Origin of the sequence: Mumia quercus (assembly GCF_025506335.1) — a bacterium.
In the GTDB taxonomy this organism is placed as follows: Bacteria; Actinomycetota; Actinomycetes; order Propionibacteriales; family Nocardioidaceae; genus Mumia; species Mumia quercus.
The window spans coordinates 60,891-78,000 of record NZ_JANZYO010000006.1; the positions used below are offsets into that span (position 1 = coordinate 60,891).

General features: G+C 73.0%; 16 protein-coding genes. 8 read left to right on the top strand and 8 right to left on the bottom strand.

Annotation, left to right across the window (positions count from 1 at the left end):
• The 4 genes from NYZ95_RS14900 to NYZ95_RS14915 all read left to right on the top strand — a co-directional run bounded on the left by NYZ95_RS14900 (position 1) and on the right by NYZ95_RS14915 (position 4,817).
• Complete coding sequence (locus NYZ95_RS14900) at positions 1–2,304, top strand: beta-glucosidase family protein (protein WP_262852112.1); 2,304 nt, start codon at positions 1–3, stop codon at positions 2,302–2,304.
• A 156-nt stretch (positions 2,305–2,460) separates the two neighbouring features.
• Positions 2,461–2,697, top strand: a complete 237-nt coding sequence (locus tag NYZ95_RS14905) for a DUF2798 domain-containing protein (protein WP_262852113.1) — start codon at positions 2,461–2,463, stop codon at positions 2,695–2,697.
• 21 nt (positions 2,698–2,718) lie between these two features.
• Complete coding sequence (locus NYZ95_RS20475) at positions 2,719–4,362, top strand: FAD-dependent oxidoreductase (protein WP_262852114.1); 1,644 nt, start codon at positions 2,719–2,721, stop codon at positions 4,360–4,362.
• Positions 4,359–4,817: a hypothetical protein gene (locus NYZ95_RS14915; RefSeq protein WP_262852115.1), complete on the top strand. Its 459-nt coding sequence runs from the start codon at positions 4,359–4,361 to the stop codon at positions 4,815–4,817. Before NYZ95_RS20475 ends, NYZ95_RS14915 begins: the two co-directional genes overlap by 4 nt.
• Here the strand turns inward: NYZ95_RS14915 and NYZ95_RS14920 are convergent.
• A complete protein-coding gene (locus tag NYZ95_RS14920) occupies positions 4,798–5,469 on the bottom strand; it encodes a M23 family metallopeptidase (RefSeq protein WP_262852116.1) in 672 nt (223 codons plus the stop codon). The genes NYZ95_RS14915 and NYZ95_RS14920 overlap by 20 nt on opposite strands.
• Positions 5,470–5,557: 88 nt before the next feature.
• On the opposite strand from NYZ95_RS14920, the gene NYZ95_RS14925 reads away from it, so the two are divergent.
• Positions 5,558–6,349 (top strand): ABC transporter ATP-binding protein, encoded by a 792-nt coding sequence (locus NYZ95_RS14925; protein ID WP_262852117.1) that lies wholly within the window; start codon positions 5,558–5,560, stop codon positions 6,347–6,349.
• The gene (locus NYZ95_RS14930) at positions 6,331–7,896 is read left to right on the top strand and encodes a hypothetical protein (protein ID WP_262852118.1); all 1,566 of its coding nucleotides are present in this window, start codon (positions 6,331–6,333) and stop codon (positions 7,894–7,896) included. The genes NYZ95_RS14925 and NYZ95_RS14930 overlap by 19 nt, the downstream gene beginning before the upstream one ends.
• An 11-nt stretch (positions 7,897–7,907) precedes the next feature.
• On the opposite strand, the gene NYZ95_RS14935 is transcribed toward NYZ95_RS14930, so the two are convergent.
• A complete protein-coding gene (locus tag NYZ95_RS14935) occupies positions 7,908–8,252 on the bottom strand; it encodes an antibiotic biosynthesis monooxygenase family protein (protein WP_262852119.1) in 345 nt (114 codons plus the stop codon).
• A 20-nt stretch (positions 8,253–8,272) separates the two neighbouring features.
• Entirely contained in the window at positions 8,273–8,761 is a 489-nt protein-coding gene (locus NYZ95_RS14940; RefSeq protein WP_262852120.1) for a hypothetical protein, read from the bottom strand.
• A 56-nt stretch (positions 8,762–8,817) separates the two neighbouring features.
• Here NYZ95_RS14940 and NYZ95_RS14945 point away from each other — a divergent pair, with 56 nt between their 5' ends.
• On the top strand, positions 8,818–9,948 hold the full coding sequence (locus NYZ95_RS14945; protein WP_262852121.1) for an N-acetylglucosamine-6-phosphate deacetylase: 1,131 nt from the start codon (positions 8,818–8,820) through the stop codon (positions 9,946–9,948).
• Between the two features lie 2 nt (positions 9,949–9,950).
• Here NYZ95_RS14945 and NYZ95_RS20480 read toward each other — a convergent pair whose 3' ends face one another.
• Together NYZ95_RS20480 and NYZ95_RS14955 are read right to left on the bottom strand one after the other, a co-directional pair.
• A complete protein-coding gene (locus NYZ95_RS20480) occupies positions 9,951–11,201 on the bottom strand; it encodes a YibE/F family protein (protein WP_262852122.1) in 1,251 nt (416 codons plus the stop codon).
• A gap of 42 nt (positions 11,202–11,243) precedes the next feature.
• Positions 11,244–11,561: a 4a-hydroxytetrahydrobiopterin dehydratase gene (locus NYZ95_RS14955; protein WP_262852123.1), complete on the bottom strand. Its 318-nt coding sequence runs from the start codon at positions 11,559–11,561 to the stop codon at positions 11,244–11,246.
• Positions 11,562–11,616: 55 nt separating this feature from the next.
• On the opposite strand from NYZ95_RS14955, the gene NYZ95_RS14960 reads away from it, so the two are divergent.
• Positions 11,617–12,303, top strand: a complete 687-nt coding sequence (locus NYZ95_RS14960) for a (deoxy)nucleoside triphosphate pyrophosphohydrolase (protein WP_262852124.1) — start codon at positions 11,617–11,619, stop codon at positions 12,301–12,303.
• 7 nt (positions 12,304–12,310) lie between these two features.
• On the opposite strand, the gene NYZ95_RS14965 is transcribed toward NYZ95_RS14960, so the two are convergent.
• The 3 genes from NYZ95_RS14965 to NYZ95_RS14975 are packed head-to-tail and all read right to left on the bottom strand — an operon-like array spanning position 12,311 to position 17,102.
• A complete protein-coding gene (locus NYZ95_RS14965) occupies positions 12,311–14,419 on the bottom strand; it encodes a S9 family peptidase (protein ID WP_262852125.1) in 2,109 nt (702 codons plus the stop codon).
• Between the two features lie 29 nt (positions 14,420–14,448).
• Positions 14,449–15,612: a zinc-binding dehydrogenase gene (locus tag NYZ95_RS14970; RefSeq protein ID WP_262852126.1), complete on the bottom strand. Its 1,164-nt coding sequence runs from the start codon at positions 15,610–15,612 to the stop codon at positions 14,449–14,451.
• Entirely contained in the window at positions 15,609–17,102 is a 1,494-nt protein-coding gene (locus NYZ95_RS14975) for a flavin-containing monooxygenase (RefSeq protein ID WP_262852127.1), read from the bottom strand. The genes NYZ95_RS14970 and NYZ95_RS14975 overlap by 4 nt, the downstream gene beginning before the upstream one ends.
• Positions 17,103–17,110: the final 8 nt, after the last annotated feature.

A 17,110-nucleotide genomic window follows, 5' to 3' on the forward strand; every position in this document is an offset into this window, starting at 1 on the left:
ATGAACCTCTGGAACGATCCGAACGCGTCCGTCGCCGACCGCGTCGAGGCGCTCCTCGCTGCGATGACCCTCGAGGAGAAGGTCGGGCAGCTCGCCAGCTTCTGGCCGCAGCCCGCGACGGTCTCGCAGGTCGCCGGCGACGTGGCACCGATGGAGAGCGCGATGACCGAGGGACTGACGTGGGAGGAGTCCATCCGTCACGGGCTGGGGCATCTCACCCGCTGCTTCGGCACCGAGCCGGTGTCGGTCGACGAAGGCGTGAAGCGGCTCCGCGACTACCAACGCCAGATCGTCGAGCGTTCGCGGTTCGCGATCCCCGCGATCGCGCACGAGGAGTGCCTGACCGGGTTCACCACGTACGGGGCGACCGTCTACCCGGCGGCGATCGCGTGGGGCGCGACGTTCGACCCCGGCCTCGTCGAGGAGATGGCGGCCGCCATCGGGAGCGACATGCGGGCGGTCGGGATCGACCAAGGGCTCTCCCCGGTGCTCGACGTCGTCCGCGACTACCGGTGGGGCCGTGTCGAGGAGTCGCTCGGGGAGGACCCGTACCTGGTCGGGAGCCTGGGCGCCGCGTACGTCCGCGGGCTCGAGAGTGCCGGGGTCGTCGCGACGCTCAAGCACTTCGCCGGCTACTCGGCCTCGAAGGCCGGTCGCAACCACGCGCCGGTCTCGATCGGTCGGCGCGAGCTCGAGGACGTGTTCCTGCCACCGTTCGAGATGGCGATCCGCGAGGGCCATGCCCGCTCGGTGATGAACTCCTACGCCGACCTCGATGGCGTCCCGGTCCTCGCCACCGCCGCCCTGCTCACGGACGTGCTGCGTGACCGGTGGGGATTCACCGGGACCGTCGTGTCCGACTACGGGGCGGTGCCGTTCCTCGCGCTCACCCACCGTGTCGCGGAGGACGCCCGCGCCGCCGGGGTCATGGCGCTCGGGTCCGGGCTCGACGTCGAGCTGCCCAGCACGACGGCGTACGCGGGCCTGGCCGCCGCGGTCGCCGACGGAACGCTCGACGAGGCGTACGTGGACCGCGCAGCGCGGCGGGTGCTGCGCCAGAAGATCGAGCTCGGCATGCTCGACCCGGACTACGACCCGGCGTCGCTCGGGGACTCCACCGACCTCGACAGCCCGCGCAACCGCGACATCGCGCGACGGGTCGCCGAGCAGAGCGTCGTGCTCCTCCAGAACGACGGCGTCCTGCCGCTCGCTCGCGAGACGCGGGTCGCGCTGGTCGGTCCGTGCGCGGACAACCCCAACACGTTCATGGGGTGCTACGCCTTCCCGAACCATGTCCTGGCCCGCTACTCCGACGTGGAGGACCTCGGTATCGAGGTGCCCACGCTGCTCGACGCCCTGAGTGACGAGGTAGCGGGCGAGGTCGTCCACCACCTCGGTGTCCCGGTCACCGGCGAGGACCGCCACGACCTGGAGGCGGCCGTGGAGGCAGCCGCCGCCAGCGACGTCGCCGTGGTCGCCGTCGGTGACCTGGCCGGCCTGTTCGGTCTGGGGACGTCGGGGGAGGGCTGCGACGCCGTCGACCTCCGGCTCCCCGGCATCCAGGAGGAGCTCGTCGAACGCGTCCTCGCCACGGGCACCCCGACCGTGCTCGTCGTCGTGTCCGGGCGCCCGTACGCGCTGGGGGCGTTCGTCGACCGGTGCGCCGCCGTCGTGCAGGCGTTCATGCCTGGCGAGGAAGGTGGTGGCGCCCTCGCCGGGGTCCTGACCGGGCGGCTCAACCCCGAGGGCAGGCTCCCGGTCGCGGTCCCCGCTCACCACGGCGGCCAGCCCGGGACGTACCTCGCGACGCCGCTCGCGTGGTACTCCGAGGGCATCTCCAACCTCGACCCTCGGCCGCTGTTCCCGTTCGGGCACGGGATCGGCTACACCGCGTTCGACCTCAGCGACCTGCGCCTCAGCAGCGAGACCGTAGCGCCCGACGGGACGCTCGAGGTGACGGCGACGGTGACCAACGTCGGCGAGCGGGCGGGTGCGGAGGTGGTGCAGCTGTACCTCGGCGATCCGCTCGCGCAGGTGACGCGGCCCCTCAAGCAGCTCGTCGGCTACGTCAAGGTACGTCTCGACGCGGGGTCCTCGGCGACGGTCACGTTCGCCGTGCACGTGGACCGCACCTCCTTCACGGGCCGTGATGGCCAGCGCATCGTGGAGCCGGGGCGGATCGACGTCATGGTCGGCAGGTCCAGCGAGGACCTGCCGCTGACCGGTTGCTTCGAGATCACCGGCGACGTCCGCGTCGTCGCCGAGGGCAGGGTGCTCACGACCCCGGTGCGGGTGGACCGATAGGGTCGGCGGGCCAAAAAGATTCAGGCTGGTGTGGTTATTCCAGCCCTCGGCGCGACGCGCCGAGATGAAGTCGCGATGCGAACCCGTGGCGTCCCACCCCAACGAGCGGTGGCGACGCTGGGGACCAGTGGTCGTCGTCGCGGACGAGGAATCTTCGTGAACAAGCGCTTCATCCTGCTCTCGCAGGTCTTCATGACCCTGATGATGGCAGCCTCGATGTCCGGCCTCATGAGCCTGCTCCACGCGGGCCCGACGCTGGAGTGGCTGAAGGACTGGCCTGTGCAGTTCCTGATCGCGTGGCCGATCGCCTTCTGCCTGACCATGGTCGCCTGGCCGGCGGCGATGGCGATGGCAAGTGTGGTGCTTCGGGCGAAGTCGGCCACCGAGTCCTGAACCGGCCACTAGCATGCGTGGGTGGCTGAGCAGTGGGACGCCGACGTCGTCGTCGTAGGGAGCGGGTTCGGCGGGGCCGTCAGTGCGCTGCGCCTGACCGAAGCCGGGCACCGCGTCGTCGTGCTGGAGAAGGGCCGGCGGCTCAGCGACGAGGACCTCGCGCGCGCCCGCCGCGACCCCCGGGCCTACCTCTGGCAGCCGGGCGCCGGCATGCGCGGCTTCTTCTGGCAGCGCATCTTCAGGCACGTCGGCATCATCGGCGGCAGCGGTGTCGGCGGTGGCTCGATCGTGTGGGCGGGAGTGCTCCTCGAGCCGGGGGAGGAGTTCTACCGCGCCCCCTCGCTGCGCGCGCTGGGCGTCGACTGGCGAGCAGAGCTGGCGCCCCACCTGGAGCGTGCGTCCCGCATGCTCGGTCGCGTCGTGACGACGCACCGCGGAGCCATGGACGACCACCTGCGGTCCGCGGCGCGGGCGCTCGGTGCGGAGGCTTCGTACGGGCCGGTGCCGCTGGCCATCCACTTCGGTCGCGAGGGCGTCACCGAGCCCGATCCGTTCTTCGGCGGCGAGGGGCCCGAACGTACGGGGTGCCGGCTGTGCGGCGAGTGCCTCCTGGGCTGCCCGTACGGTGCGAAGAACCAGCTCACCCGCAACTACCTCCACCTCGCCGAGCGCTACGGTGCCGAGGTCCGCGCCGAGCAGCAGGTGGACCTGCTGACGCCGTTGCCCGGCGGTGGGTACGAGGTGCGCACCCGCCACCCCTGGCGCAGGGGCGAGACACAGGTGCTCCGGGCGCGCCGTGTGGTGCTCGCCGCCGGTGTGCTCGGCACCCTCGACCTGCTGTTCCGCTGCCGCGACCTCGGCACGTTGCCCCGCCTCTCGCCGACCCTGGGCCGCCACGTCCGCACCAACAGCGAGGCGCTCACCGCCGTCGTGGCGGAGCCCGGCGAGGACCTCTCTCGCGGTCCGACGATCAGCTCCGACTTCCACCCCGACGCGCACACCCACATCACGCAGAACCGGTACGTCGGCGGCTGGCACATGCGCTTCCAGCTCGGGCCGATGGTCGACGACGACCGGCCGGGACGCCGTGCGCTGCGGGTGCTGGGCGGCATCGCTCGGCGACCGGTCGCACACGCCCGCCTCGTGACCGCTAAGGGCTTCCTGCAGCGCCTCACCGTGCTGACCACGATGCAGCACAGCGACAACGCGCTCGCACTGGAGTGGCGGCGCTCGCCGGTCCGCCCGTGGCGCCGGGTGCTGCGCTCGCGGGTCGCCGACGGCGTACGCCCGCCGAGCTACCTGCCGGTCGCGAACGCGGCGACCCGCGCGTACGCCGAGGCGTCCGGAGGCCGCCCTCTCAACCTGCTCGGCGAGTCGGTCGGCGGGCTGTCGATCACCGCGCACATCCTCGGCGGAGCGGTGATGGGGTCCGACCCGAGCTCCGGGGTGGTCGACGCGCGCCACGAGGTCCACGGGCACCCCGGCCTGTACGTCGCCGACGCGAGCGTCATCCCGGCGAACCTCGGCGTGAACCCGTCGCTGACGATCACGGCCATGGCCGAGCGCTTCGCGAGCCTGTTCCCTGACCCGCCCGACCCCGCCCGCGCCCGTACGGCGATCGACGCCGTGCCGGCGCAGCCGCCCGTCCCTCAGGAGACCGCATGAGCCCGACCGTCCGTAGCCTCCGACGCTCCTGGTCCGGCTACCGTCCGCTCGCGCCCGCGGAGGTGGTCGGCGACCTCGAGGCCTCGTTCGTCGCGCCGCTGCGCACGATCGCCCCACGAGGACTGGGTCTGGTCGGCCTGCCGCGCTGGTACGGCAAGCGGTTCGTCACGCAGGACGGCACGGCTCACGGCGTCAACCTCGTCAGGGACGGCGACGCCGGGCTGCGCGAGGTGCTGCCGATGACGGCCGACGTCGACGCGTCGCTCGCTGACGGCCTCCCCGCGCTGGTGGTGCGCTACGCCGTCGACGCCCCTCGTCCGTGGCGGTGGGTCCGCGACGAGCTGCGCGAGGCCCCCCACGGCACGATCGTCGGGATGACGTTCGTGGACGCCCCGGGGCTGCGGCGCGCCGGCACGCCCTTCCTGCTGAGCCGCGTCAGCGTGGCAGCGGACTGACGACCGCGCCCTCGGCCGGCACGCCTTCGGCGTGGTCGGTCGACCCGGCACCCCCGCGCGGCCACTCGCGGTAGTCGCGGAACGCGAGAGGCACGCCCTGCGCCGTCGCGACGTCGGCGCCGTCGGTGACCTGCACGTGCACGTGCGGCTGCGTCGAGTTGCCGGAGTTGCCGCACTCACCGAGCTGCTCACCGGTGCGTATGCGGTCGCCGACCGCGACACGCAGCGACCCGCGCCGCAGGTGGACGAGCGTCACGAAGAACCCCTCGTACGCGAGCGTCACGTGGTTCCCGGCGATGGCCGCCGGCCCGAGGCGAACCCGCGACGCCTGCCCGAGCGCGTACGGAACGAGGGCGAGCTGCGAGCGCCGCGCCTCGTGGTCGGGCTCACCGTCGTGGACGGCCACGACCGTCCCGTCGCACGGCGCGTGGACCGGGCGGCCGTACGCGAAGAAGCGCCCGGGCGGCTCCGTCGCGAGGAACGTCCGCCAGTCGCGCACCGGCGCCGTACGACCGTGGTCGTCGACCCCGACGAAGTCGATCGCGTACGCGGTGCCCATCAGCGTCGTTCCGTGGCTCGGGACGCGCCGCGCCGGACTGTTCTGCACCAGCCACCGGCCGGTGAACGGGAGGTCCAGCACGACGGGCGTCACGGGTCGAGGCTACTGCGCGGACCTGTGTGCCGACCTGACACTGAAGCCACCTAACGTAGGCACTCCGACTCGCACGAGGAGTGATCGCTTGCCCACCCCGGACGTCCCCCGCGCCCACCCCGACCCCGCCGCCGCGGTCTCGATCCGCAACTTGTGCAAGTCCTTCGGCGAGAAGCTCGCCGTCGGCGGCCTGAGCCTCGACATCCCCGTCGGCTCGTTCTACGGGATCGTCGGGCCCAACGGTGCCGGCAAGACCACCACGCTGTCGATGGCGACCGGTCTGCTGCGACCCGACCGGGGAGAGGTGTCGATCCACGGGGTCGACGTGTGGCGCCGCCCGTACGAGGCGAAGCAGCTGCTCGGGGTGCTGCCGGACGGCCTCCGGCTGTTCGACCGGCTGACCGGCGCCCAGCTGATCGCGTACGCCGGCGAGCTGCGCGGGCTCGACCGCGACACCGTGCGCGCCCGTACGGCCGACCTGCTCGCCGCCCTCGGGCTCACCGAGGCCGCCGACACCCTGGTCGTCGACTACTCGGCCGGCATGACCAAGAAGGTCGCGCTCGCCTCCGCGCTGGTGCACGCGCCGCGCGTCATCGTCCTCGACGAGCCCTTCGAGTCCGTCGACCCGATCTCGGCCGCGGGCATCCGTGAGCTGCTCACCGGCTTCGTGCAGACCGGCGGCACGGTCGTCGTGTCCTCGCACGTCATGGACCTCGTGCAGCGGATGTGCTCGCACGTCGCCGTCATCGCGCGGGGTCTCCTCCTCGCCTCGGGGACGGTCGACGAGGTGCGCGAAGGCGAGTCGCTGGAGGATCGCTTCGTCCAGCTCGTGGGCGGACCGCAGGCCACGGGAGGGTTGTCGTGGTTGCAGTCCTCCTGAGGATGAAGCTGACGCTCGTCGTCAACGGCTTCCGCCGTTCCGTCTGGCAGACCGTCGGCTTCGCCCTCGCCGCGCTGTACGCGTTGTTCGTCGTCGGTCTCGTCGCCGTCTGCATGATCGCGCTCTCGTTCCTCGACGCGGACGAGGCACGCGACGTCCTCGTCGTCGGCGGGTCGGTCGTCGTCCTCGGGTGGTGGCTTCTGCCGCTGCTCAGCTTCGGTCTCGACTCCACGCTCGACCCACGTCGCTTCCAGCTCTTCCCGATCCCGCGTCGTGCGCTGGTCGTGGGCCTCGCGCTCGCGGGCATGGTCGGGGTGGCGGGAGCGGCGACCCTGCTGTCCGCGCTCTCCACCGCGCTCGCCTGGTGGGACACCCCGCTCGCGCTCGTCGCCGCTCTCGTGGGCGCCGTGCTGGGCGTCGCGGTGTGCGCGGTCGGGTCGCGGGCGCTGGCCGCGCTCATCGCGCCGCTGATGGAGTGGCGGCGCTTCCGTGAGGTGGCGGCCGTCGTCGTGATCGTGCCGGTGATCATGCTGGCGCCGATGGCCAGCCAGGTGGTCGACCGGCTCGACGACCCGTCGTCGTGGCTGCCGCGGACTGCGGACGTCCTGGCCTGGACGCCGCTCGGTGCTCCATGGTCGCTGAGCGGTGACGTCGCCGAGGGGGCGTGGGCGCTCGCGGGCGCGCACCTGCTCGTGAGCGTCGCGACGGTCGGGCTCCTGCTCGTCGTGTGGGACGCCGCGCTGACCCGCTCGCTCGTCCGGCCCCCCTCACGCGGCCCCGTCGCGCGCGGCCAGGGCTACGGGTGGTTCGAGCGCCTGCCTGCGACCCGCGCGGGCGCCGTCGCGGCGCGCTGCCTCACGTACTGGCAGCGTGACCCCCGCTATGCCGGCTCGGTGGCGTTCCTGCCGTTCATCCCTGTCCCGTTCATCGTGTTCGGCGGGCTCGAGGGCAACACCAGCCTCCTGCTGATGGGCCCCATCGTCGCGTACGTGCTGGGCTTCGCGATCTCGGCCGACCTGGCGTACGACAACACGGCCTTCTGGCTGCACGTGTCGTCCGGCGTCCAGGGCGCTGCCGACCGGTGGGGTCGCGTCCTGGCGGTGTCGATCCTCGCGGTCCCGACGATCCTCCTGCTCGGGGTCGGTGGGGTGTGGGCGTCGGGCGACTGGGAGCAGCTGGTCGCGGTGGTCGGCGCGTCGCTCGGCGTGCTGATGGTGTCGCTCGGCGCCTCGTCGCTGCTGTCGGCGCGCTACCTCTACCCGGTCCAGAAACCGGGGGAGGGCCTGTTCGCGCAGCCGCAGGGCTCGACGACGGCGATCCTCGTCGGGCAGACCATCGGTGTCCTGGCCGTCGGCCTGCTCGCAGCCCCGACGCTCGTCGCGTTCACCGTGTCGCTCCTGACGGGTGCGCTGTGGGCGAGCGCGCTCACGCTCGTGCTCGGCATCGCGTCCGGAGTGGTGGTGCTGGTGATCGGCGTGCGGATGGGCGGCGCGGTCGTCGACCGCCGCGGGCCGGAGATCCTCCAGCAGATGGCCGCCTGGGCCTGATCGGTCTTCCGTCAGGACGTGGTGCCGCCGGCGACCTCGTACGACCACAGCTCGGCCGACATCGCGACCGGCCGCTGCCCGCCGCCGTGCCCGCCGTGCCCGCCGCCCTCGCCCGTTCCGGTGCCGCGATGGCCGTGGGCGAACTCGGGCGAGCTCTGCCACGCCTCGAAGGCAGCCTCGTCGCGCCAGCGCGTGATGACGAGCCAGGTCGTCCGGTCGTCGACCGGCTTCAGCAGCTCGAACCCCTCGAAGCCGTCCACGCCGTCCACCGCGCCCGCGCGGGCGGCGAAGCGGTGGGCGAGCTCGTCGCCGGAGTCGGCGGGGACCGTGATCGCGTTGATCTTGATGACGCTCATGCTCTCGATACTAGGCCCGCTCAGCGTTCGGGCTGCAGGAGCCGGATGCCCAGCACGGTGAGCAGGAACGCCCCGAGGGCCGCCACACCCGCGACCACGGCCCAGACACCTCCGCTCACCGTGTGGCCGATCGCGTCGTCGAAGACCGGCGTCAGGCTCAGCACCGCGTACACGACGGCCAGCACGAGCGCGGGGACGAAGACGAGCGCGAGCGCGCCCGGGACCGTACGGGCGTACCCGAGGCCGGAGGAGCGGCCGATGACGAGCCCGCTGACGAGACCGGCCACGAGCAGCTCGACCGTCGGGACGGAGAGGAACACGGCGTGGTCGGCGGTGTGGACCTCGTCGTTCATGAAGTACGCGAGGAGCCACGCCACCGGGAGGGCGAACAGCAGCACGACGGCGGACACGACGAGCGGTCCGACGATGCGGCCGGTAAGACGGGCGGAGCGAGGCTCGGCGCCGGGTACGGGGTGTGTGCTGGTGTCGTGCGCGCGCTGCTTGGCCATGTCCCGAGCCTCGCACGTGTGGCGAGCGACGGCGCCGTCGCCTCTAGGCTGACCCCGTGGGACACCCGAGACCGCTGCCCGAGCACGTCGACGCCGACCTCCTGGTGCTGCCCGACGGAGTCGTCGCGCACGCGTGGGTCGAGCACCGCGACGGTGTGGTGACCGCCGTCGGCCACCACGACGGCCCCGTCGAAGGCGCGTACCCGCTGGTGATGCCAGGGTTCGTCGACATCCACTGCCACGGGGGCGGCGGCGCCTCCTTCGACGGCGGCCTCGACGCGGCGCGGACTGCCGCACGCACGCACGCGCGCCGGGGGACGACCGCGATGCTCGCGAGCCTGGTGTCGGCACCCGTCGACGTCCTCGCCGAGCAGGTACGCGGGCTGGCCGCGGCGATCTGGTCCGGCGAGCTCGGGCCCGTCCGAGGGATCCACCTCGAGGGGCCGTTCCTCTCGCCCGACCACCGCGGCGCCCATGATCCCGACGCGCTCACGCTCCCGACCGAGGAGGCGGTGGCGACACTCGTCGAGGCCGGCGGAGGCCTGGTCCGCATGGTGACGATCGCCCCCGAGCTGCGCGGAGGGCTGAAGGCGGTGGAGCAGCTCGTCGCGGCCGGCGTCGTCGCCGCTGTCGGGCACACCGACGCCGACTACGCGCTCGCCGCGGAGGCCTTCGCGAGGGGGGCGACGGTGCTCACGCACGCCTCGAACGCCATGCTCCCGATCCACCACCGCGCCCCCGGCCCGATCGTGGCGGCGCTGGAGGCTCCCGGCGTCCGCCTCGAGGTGATCCTCGACGGGGTCCACCTCCACGACGCGTGGGCGCGCCGCCTGCTCACCGACGCGGGCTCTCGGGGTGTCCTCATCACCGACGCGATGGCCGCCGCGGACGCGAGCGACGGCACGTACGAGCTCGGCGGGCTCACCGTCGACGTCGCGGACGGCACCGCACGTCTGGCCGACACCGGAGCGATCGCCGGCAGCACGCTGACGATGGACGCGGCCGTCAGGCGGGCCCTCGGCGAGCTGCGCATGGACGTCGCGGCGGTCGCGCGGGCGGCGTCGACCGCGCCGGCCGCCGCGGTGGGGCTGCCGGGTGGCGCCCTCGAGGTCGGTGGGCCGGCGCACCTGGTCGCGCTCGACGCGTCGTACGAGGTGGTCGCCCTCTCCGCCGCGCCGACCCCCTGACGTCATACGGAACGGGGGTCGGGACCCTCGTCTCGTATGACGTCCGCGGGGTCGTGGGCGGGATCGGACGGCGCCGGCGCGAGCGCCGCGGCGATCGCGGTCGTCGCCGGCACCGCGAGCACCAACCCGATCAGGCCGACCAGCGTGCGCGCGATCTCGGCGCCGACCTGCTCCGTCCCCGCGATCTCGAGCAGCGAGCGGTCGTACGCGGCCACGAGCAGCAGCACCGTCATCGCCGTGCCGGCGTAGGCGAACACGAGCGTGTAGACGCTGGAGGCGATGTGGTCACGCCCGATCCGCATCGCCGACAGGAACGTGCTCCGACGGCTCGCCTCCGGTTGCGCCGCGCGCAGCTCCCACACGGCGCTCGCCTGCGTGACCGTCACGTCGTTGAGGACGCCGAGACCCGCGATCACCATCGACGCGGTCACGACGCCGGACAGGCTGATCTGCCCGGCGACCGCCATGAGGATCTGGTCGTCCTCCGACGAGATGCCGGTGAGGTGCGTCCAGCCGGTCGTGAACCACCCGAGGACGGCCGTCAGCGCGATGCCGATCAGCGTCCCGAACAGTGCCGCGGTCGTCCGGATCGACACCCCGTGGACGAGGTAGAGGACGAACAGCATGATCGTGCTCGACCCGACGACCGCGACGGCGAGCGGATTCTCGCCGGCGAGCAGGGCCGGCAGGACGAACACCACGATCGCGCCGATCGTCGCCACCACGCCGCCGATCGCGAGGAGCCCGCGCCACCGGGCGACCGCCACGATGACGACCGCGCAGGCCAGCCCGAGCCAGACCAGCGGCACGCCGCGGTCGAAGTCGAGGAACTCGAAGGTGGGCTCAGCCGCCCCCTCCGGCTCGACCCGGACCAGCTCGACGCTGTCGCCGACCTCGACACCGGTACGGAAGACGGCCGGCTGCACGATCACCGTCGCGGACTCGTCGTCGGCGGTACGGACGAGGAGCTCGCCGCAGTCGCCCTGGACGGCGGGCAGCCCGTCAGGTCCGACCGACCCTCCGCCGCAGTCGACGGCACGGACGTCGGTGACGGTGCCGGAGACGAGGGAGACGCCTTGCGTCCCGTACGGGTTCGGTGCCTTCGCGACGTCGTCCGCGTCCGGCCACAGGACCCACGCCGCGACACCGAGGACGAGGGCGAGGGCGCCGACGACGCCGGCGAGCACGGTCGCGAGTCCCCGCCGGCCTCGGTCCTCGCCGATCCCCAGATGGCTGTGGAGGTCGTGGGTCACGGGCCAAGCCTGCCATGTCGGCCGGGGGCGAGCGGCTGCCGGTCAGCGGTCGCCGGCGGCGTCGGCGAGCGCGTCGATCGCGGCTGCGAGGGCGAAGTCGCGCGCCGTGAGACCGCCTGCGGAGTGCGTCGTGAGGCTGAAGGTGACGTCGCGCCACCGGATGGTGATGTCGGGGTGGTGGTCCGACTCCTCGGCGAGCGCGGCGACCGCGTCCACCAGCCCGATGCCGTCGAGGTAGGACGGTGCGCGGACCGACCTGACGATCGTGTCCCCGTCCCGCAGCCACGCGGGAAGGGCCTCCAGCGCGTCAGTGATCTCGGCCTCGCTCAGCGGGCTGTCGGAGAGCTCGGATGCGTCCATCTCTGCACGGTACGCGCTAACCTCGCCGGTTGTGGATCCCCGAGGTGATGCCCCCGTGCCCGCGCCGACCGTCGTCGTCGGCGTGGCGATCGTCCGTGACGGCAGGGTGCTCGCGGCGAGGAGGACGGCGCCGCCCGCGCTCGCCGGAGGCTGGGAGCTCCCCGGCGGCAAGGTCGAGGCAGGCGAGAGCGAACCCGACGCAGTCCGCAGAGAGATCGCCGAGGAGCTCGGCTGCGAGGTCGTCGTCGGTCGCCGTCTCGACGGCGAGGTCGAGCTGAGCCCCACGATGGTCCTGCGGGTGCACACCGCCGCGCTCGTCGCAGGCGAGCCCGCGCCGACCGAGCACGACCGGGTGCGGTGGCTGGCTCCGGACGAGCTCGACGACGTCGCGTGGCTGGACGCAGACCGGCCGTTCCTGCCCGAGGTCGCCGCCGTCCTGCGCGAGAGCGACGGCGAGGGCGCCGAGGCGCACTTCGACGAGGGGGACGACGCCGACGACGTCGTCGCGGCGCTGGCTGCCGACGGCTACGCGGCGGTCGTCCGGCGCGAGGGGTTCGCGGGGGAGGACGACAGCGAGGACCGCGCCTGGCTCGTACGGGTGGAGGGCGCGGCGGCGGCGCAGCGGCTGGCCGAGCTCGTCGCGGAGGTCGAGCTCGCCTGGATGGTCGAGGCCGAGGCAGCCCCTCCTGTACCGCCCGCGCCGCTGCCGACGGGACCGAAGCGCCTCAAGCGCCCCCGGTGACCCGGCGTCAGGCGCGCAGGGCGCGGCGCAGGAAGTCCACCTGCAGCTTGGCGAGGTTCTCGGCGACGACCTCCTGCGGCGTCATGTGCGTGACCCCGGTCAGCGGCAGCACGCTGTGCGGCTTGCCGGCGGCCAGCAGCGCCGACGACAGCTGCAGCGAGTGCGCGACGACGACGTTGTCGTCCACCATGCCGTGGACGATCATCAGCGGCGGCAGCTCGACGTCGGGGTCGATGCCGACCAGCAGGGAGTTCGCGTCGTAGACCTCGGGCTGCTCGTCGGGGTGCCCGAGGTAGCGCTCGGTGTAGAAGGTGTCGTAGAGGCGCATCTCGGTGACCGGCGCGCCCGCGACCGCGGCGTGGAACACGTCGGGTCGGCGCATGACCGCCATCGCCGACAGGTAGCCGCCGTACGACCAGCCCATGATCCCGACGCGTGACGGGTCGACGTCCTTCCCGTACTTGTCCGCGACCGCCTCGAGCGCGGTCACCTGGTCCTCGAGCGTGACGCCGAAGTCGTCGCGGATCGCGCGGTCCCACGCGCGACCGCGTCCGGGCGTGCCACGCCCGTCGGCGATGACGACGCAGAAGCCCTGGTCGGCGATCCACTGCGCCTCGAGGTACGCCTTGGCGGAGTGGAGGACGCGCTGCGCGTGCGGGCCGCCGTACGGGTTCATGAGGATCGGGAGTCCCGCCACGTTGCCGTGCTCGTGGCCACGGGGGAACACGACCGCCGTACGGATGCCCTCCTCGCCGGCCTCCAGGAACCGCACCTCCGGGTGGAGCCCGGGGTGCAGCCCGTGCGTGGCGACGTTGCCGACCGTCTGCCCACGGCGCATCACGGTGATCGTCGGGAAGGGCGACTCCATGCCGGCGCGGACGCGCACGGCGGTGCCGCCGCGCTCGATGCCGCTCCACACGCCCGGGCCCTCCGAGAGCGCGACCGTGTCGCCGTCGTACCCGACGGCGTAGAGATGGATCTGCGTCGGGTCCTCCGACGCGGTCACGATCGCTCCCTCCGCGCCGAGCGAGACGACCGAGCGGATCTGGACGCCGGCGGGCGAGACCGGCTCGCCGTCGACGAACAACGTCTTGGTGTCGTGGTGGTCCTCGAGGGTGACGAGGCGCCCGCCCGGCGCGTACGCGGGGACCCCGGGCATGACGTCGAACCACACGTCGTCGCTCTGGCCGCGCACCAGCGTCGTCTCACCGCTCTCCAGCTCGACGACGAGGACGGCCGCGTCCTTCTGGTCGCGCGACATGACCTGGATCAGCGGGTCGCCGTGGACGGTCCACGAGACGCGGGTGAGGTACGGGAAGCGCTCGCGGTCCCACACGACCTCCGTGCGGGTGCCGTCGAGGCGCACGTGCCACAGCGAGACGAGCGCGTCCGCGGTGCCGGCAGCGGGGTAGCGGTGCTCGACCGGCGCCTTCGCCGGATCCGCCGGGTCGGCGACGTACCAGGTCGCGACCGGCGACTCGTCGTAGCGCTCCACGAGCAGCGACTGGCCGTCGGGCGCCCACCAGTAGCCGCGGTGGCGGTCCATCTCCTCGGCCGCCACGAACTCGGCGAGACCCCACACGACGTGGTCGCCGTCGGGCTCGGCGATCGGGTAGTCGAGCGTCCCGTCGACACCGATCACGCGCAGGGCGCCGTCGGTGGCGTACGCGACGCGGCGCCCCGTCGGGTCCACGCGCGGGTCGACCGCCGAGCCCGCGGTCGGCAGCGCGGTGGCGCCGGCCGACCGGGTGCGGCAGACCCAGACCTTGCCCGACAGCGCGAACGTCGCGATCTCGCAGGCGTCGTCCATCGCGTACGCGACGATGCCGGCGGCAGACTCGCGGCTGCGCTCGCGCCGGGCCCGCTCCTCGGGAGAGAGCTGCTCGTCACCGCCACCGAGCAGCGCTGCGGCGTCGACGAGGCACGACTCCTCGCCGCTCTCGGCGTCGTACGCCCAGAGCGACCCGGTCCGCGTCTGCCCGTCCGGGGTCCGCACGAAGAAGACGCGGGACCCGTCCGGGCTCACCGTCAGGTTGCGGGGGACGCCGAGCGTGAAGCGCAGCGACCGTGCTGACAGGCGCGGGAAGGACACGGACTCCGATGCGGGGGAGGTCATGCCCCCGAGCGTATCGAGGCGGAGCCTCCTCAGGGGGCGGAGGCGTCGCTCGTCGGGTCGATCAGGATCTTCGCGTGACGGTCGGGGTCACCCAGCGCGTCGAAGGCGGACGGGACGCCGGCGAGCCCGACGGTGCCGGTCAGCAGCGGCGAGGGGTCGACGGTGCCGTCGGCGATCATCTGCAGCGTCTCGTAGAACTCGTCCGGCCCGTAGGCGAACACGAACCGCAGGTCGATCTCCTTGTTGATCGCCATCGACGGCCGGAAGGTGTCGGCCTCCATGCACACGCCGACGACCACGACCCGCGACAGAAGCGGTGCGTGCGAGACGACGTCCTCGATCATCCCGGGCGTCCCGACGCACTCGAAGACGACCGGGCCGCGAGGTGTCGCCCCGACCTTCTCTGCGGCGCGCATCACCCGCCACCACGGCAGCCCCGGGACGCGCCGCAACGTCTTGAGCGTCGAGAGGCCGAGCTCCATCAGGCTCGGTGCCGTCCGCAGGTGCCCCCGCCGCTCGCCGTACGCCGTCCACGGAGACTGCGTACGGGGGTCGACGACGATGTCGGCGCCGCAGGCGCGGGCGAGGGCGCGCCGGCCGGGGGCGAGGTCGCTGGCGACGACGGTACGGACGCCGGCCGCCTTGAGCATGAGGATGACGGCGAGCCCGATCGGGCCGCACCCGATGACGAGCGCGACCTCCTTCTTGCCGATCTGCGCGCGCCGCACCGCATGGTGGGCCACGGCCAGCGGCTCCGTGGTCGCTGCGTGGTCGTCGCTGACGCCGTCGGGGACACGCAGGGTCATCGCCTCGGTGACGAGCATCCGCTCGGCGTACCCGCCGGGCGCGCGGACGGAGAGCCCGGTCAGGTGCACCCCGTCCTCCTGCTCCAGCACCGGGAGCGAGACCACGCGCGTGCCCACCGGCCACGCCTTGCGGCACCCCGGCCCGTACGCCAGGACGCGTCCGACGAACTCGTGACCCATCACCACCGACTGCGACGACCGCATGAACGCGTCGTAGCCGATCTCGGCGGCGCCGTCGGCCGTCAGGTCGCTGTGCGTACGGGCGTGCAGGTCGGAGCCGCAGATCCCGCAGCGGGTGACCTCGATGAGGACCTGTCCACGCCCGGGGACCGGGTCGGGCACGTCCTCGAGCGCGAGCCGGCCCTCGTGGCAGGTGACCGCCTTCATGCCGTCGCTCCCGTCTGCGCGCCGCTCGCCCGGCGGGCGCGCGACGAGGTCCACCGCAGGCCGTCGTCGAGGTTCGCGCGGTTCGTGCTCCACGCGTCGACCACGACGTTCTGCTTCATCGCCCACGGGTACGAGGCGACCGCGCGCGGCTGCAGGTGCTCGCCGCGCCGGATGTATCCCGAGTCCATGTCGAAGAGCGGGCGCGACTCGGGGCTGCCGTCCATCACCGGGGTCACGGTGTCGGCGCCCGAACGGTCGAGTCGGTCGAGGATCCGGCACAGGAGGCGGGCGGTCATGTCCGAGCGCATCGTCCACGAGAGGTTGACGTAGCCGATGCAGAAGGAGAGGTTCGGGACGCCGCTGAGCATCGTCGCGCGGTACGCGTAGGTCTGCGCCGGGTCCACCGCGGCGCCGTCCACGCTGACGGTCGCGCCGCCGAGCAGCTGGAGCGACAGGCCGGTGGCGGTGACGACGACGTCAGCCTCGAGGATGCGGCCGTCGGTCAGCCGGACACCGTTCTCCACGAACCGGTCGATGTGCGCGGTCACCACCGACGCCGAGCCGTCGCGCACCGCCTGGAAGAGGTCGCCGCCCGGCGAGATGCACAGGCGCTGGTCCCACGGCGCGTACGGGGGCGCGAAGTGCTCGTCGACGACCGCCTCCGAGCCGACGGCGGCGACCGCACCCTTGCGCAGCAACGACGCCATCTGGGTCGGGAGGCGACGGCACGCCTGGTAGAGCCCCCACTGCAGTGCGGTGTTCTTCGCGCGGACGGTGAGGTGGCCCGCACGCGGCGGGAGGGCCTTGCGGATCGCGTTGCCGACCACGTCGGTCTTGGGCTGGGCGAGGACGTACGACGGGGTGCGCTGGAGCATCGTGACGTGCGCGGCGTCGCGTGCCAGGGCCGGCACCAGCGTGATGGCGGTCGCGCCGCTGCCGATGACGACGACCCTCTTGCCCGTGCAGTCGAGGTCGCCCGGCCAGAACTGCGGGTGGACGAGGGCGCCCTGGAAGTCCTCGACGCCGGCGAACGCGGGGTCGTACGGGCGCTCGTAGTCGTAGTAGCCGCTGCAGAAGGACACCCACCGCGCCTCGTACGTCTCCTCTCGCGCGTCGGGGCCCGTCACGACGCGGACGGTCCATCGGGCGTCCTGCGACGACCAGTCCGCGGAGACGACCTTCGTGGAGAAGCGGGTGCGATCGAGGATCCCCGTCTCGCGGGCGGTGTCCTCGAGGTAGTCGCGGATGTCGCCGCCCTCGACGATCGAGTCGGGGCCGCGCCACGGCCGGAACGGGAACGCCAGCGTGAAGATGTCGGAGTCCGAGCGGACGCCGGGGTAGCGGAACAGGTCCCACGTGCCGCCGATCGCCTCGCGCGCCTCCACGACCGCGTACGACAGGTGCGGGAGGCGCTCCTGGATCCGGTAGGCCGTCCCGATCCCGGACAGCCCGGCCCCGACGATGAGGACGTCGACGCGGTGGTCGGCCATGGTGGTCT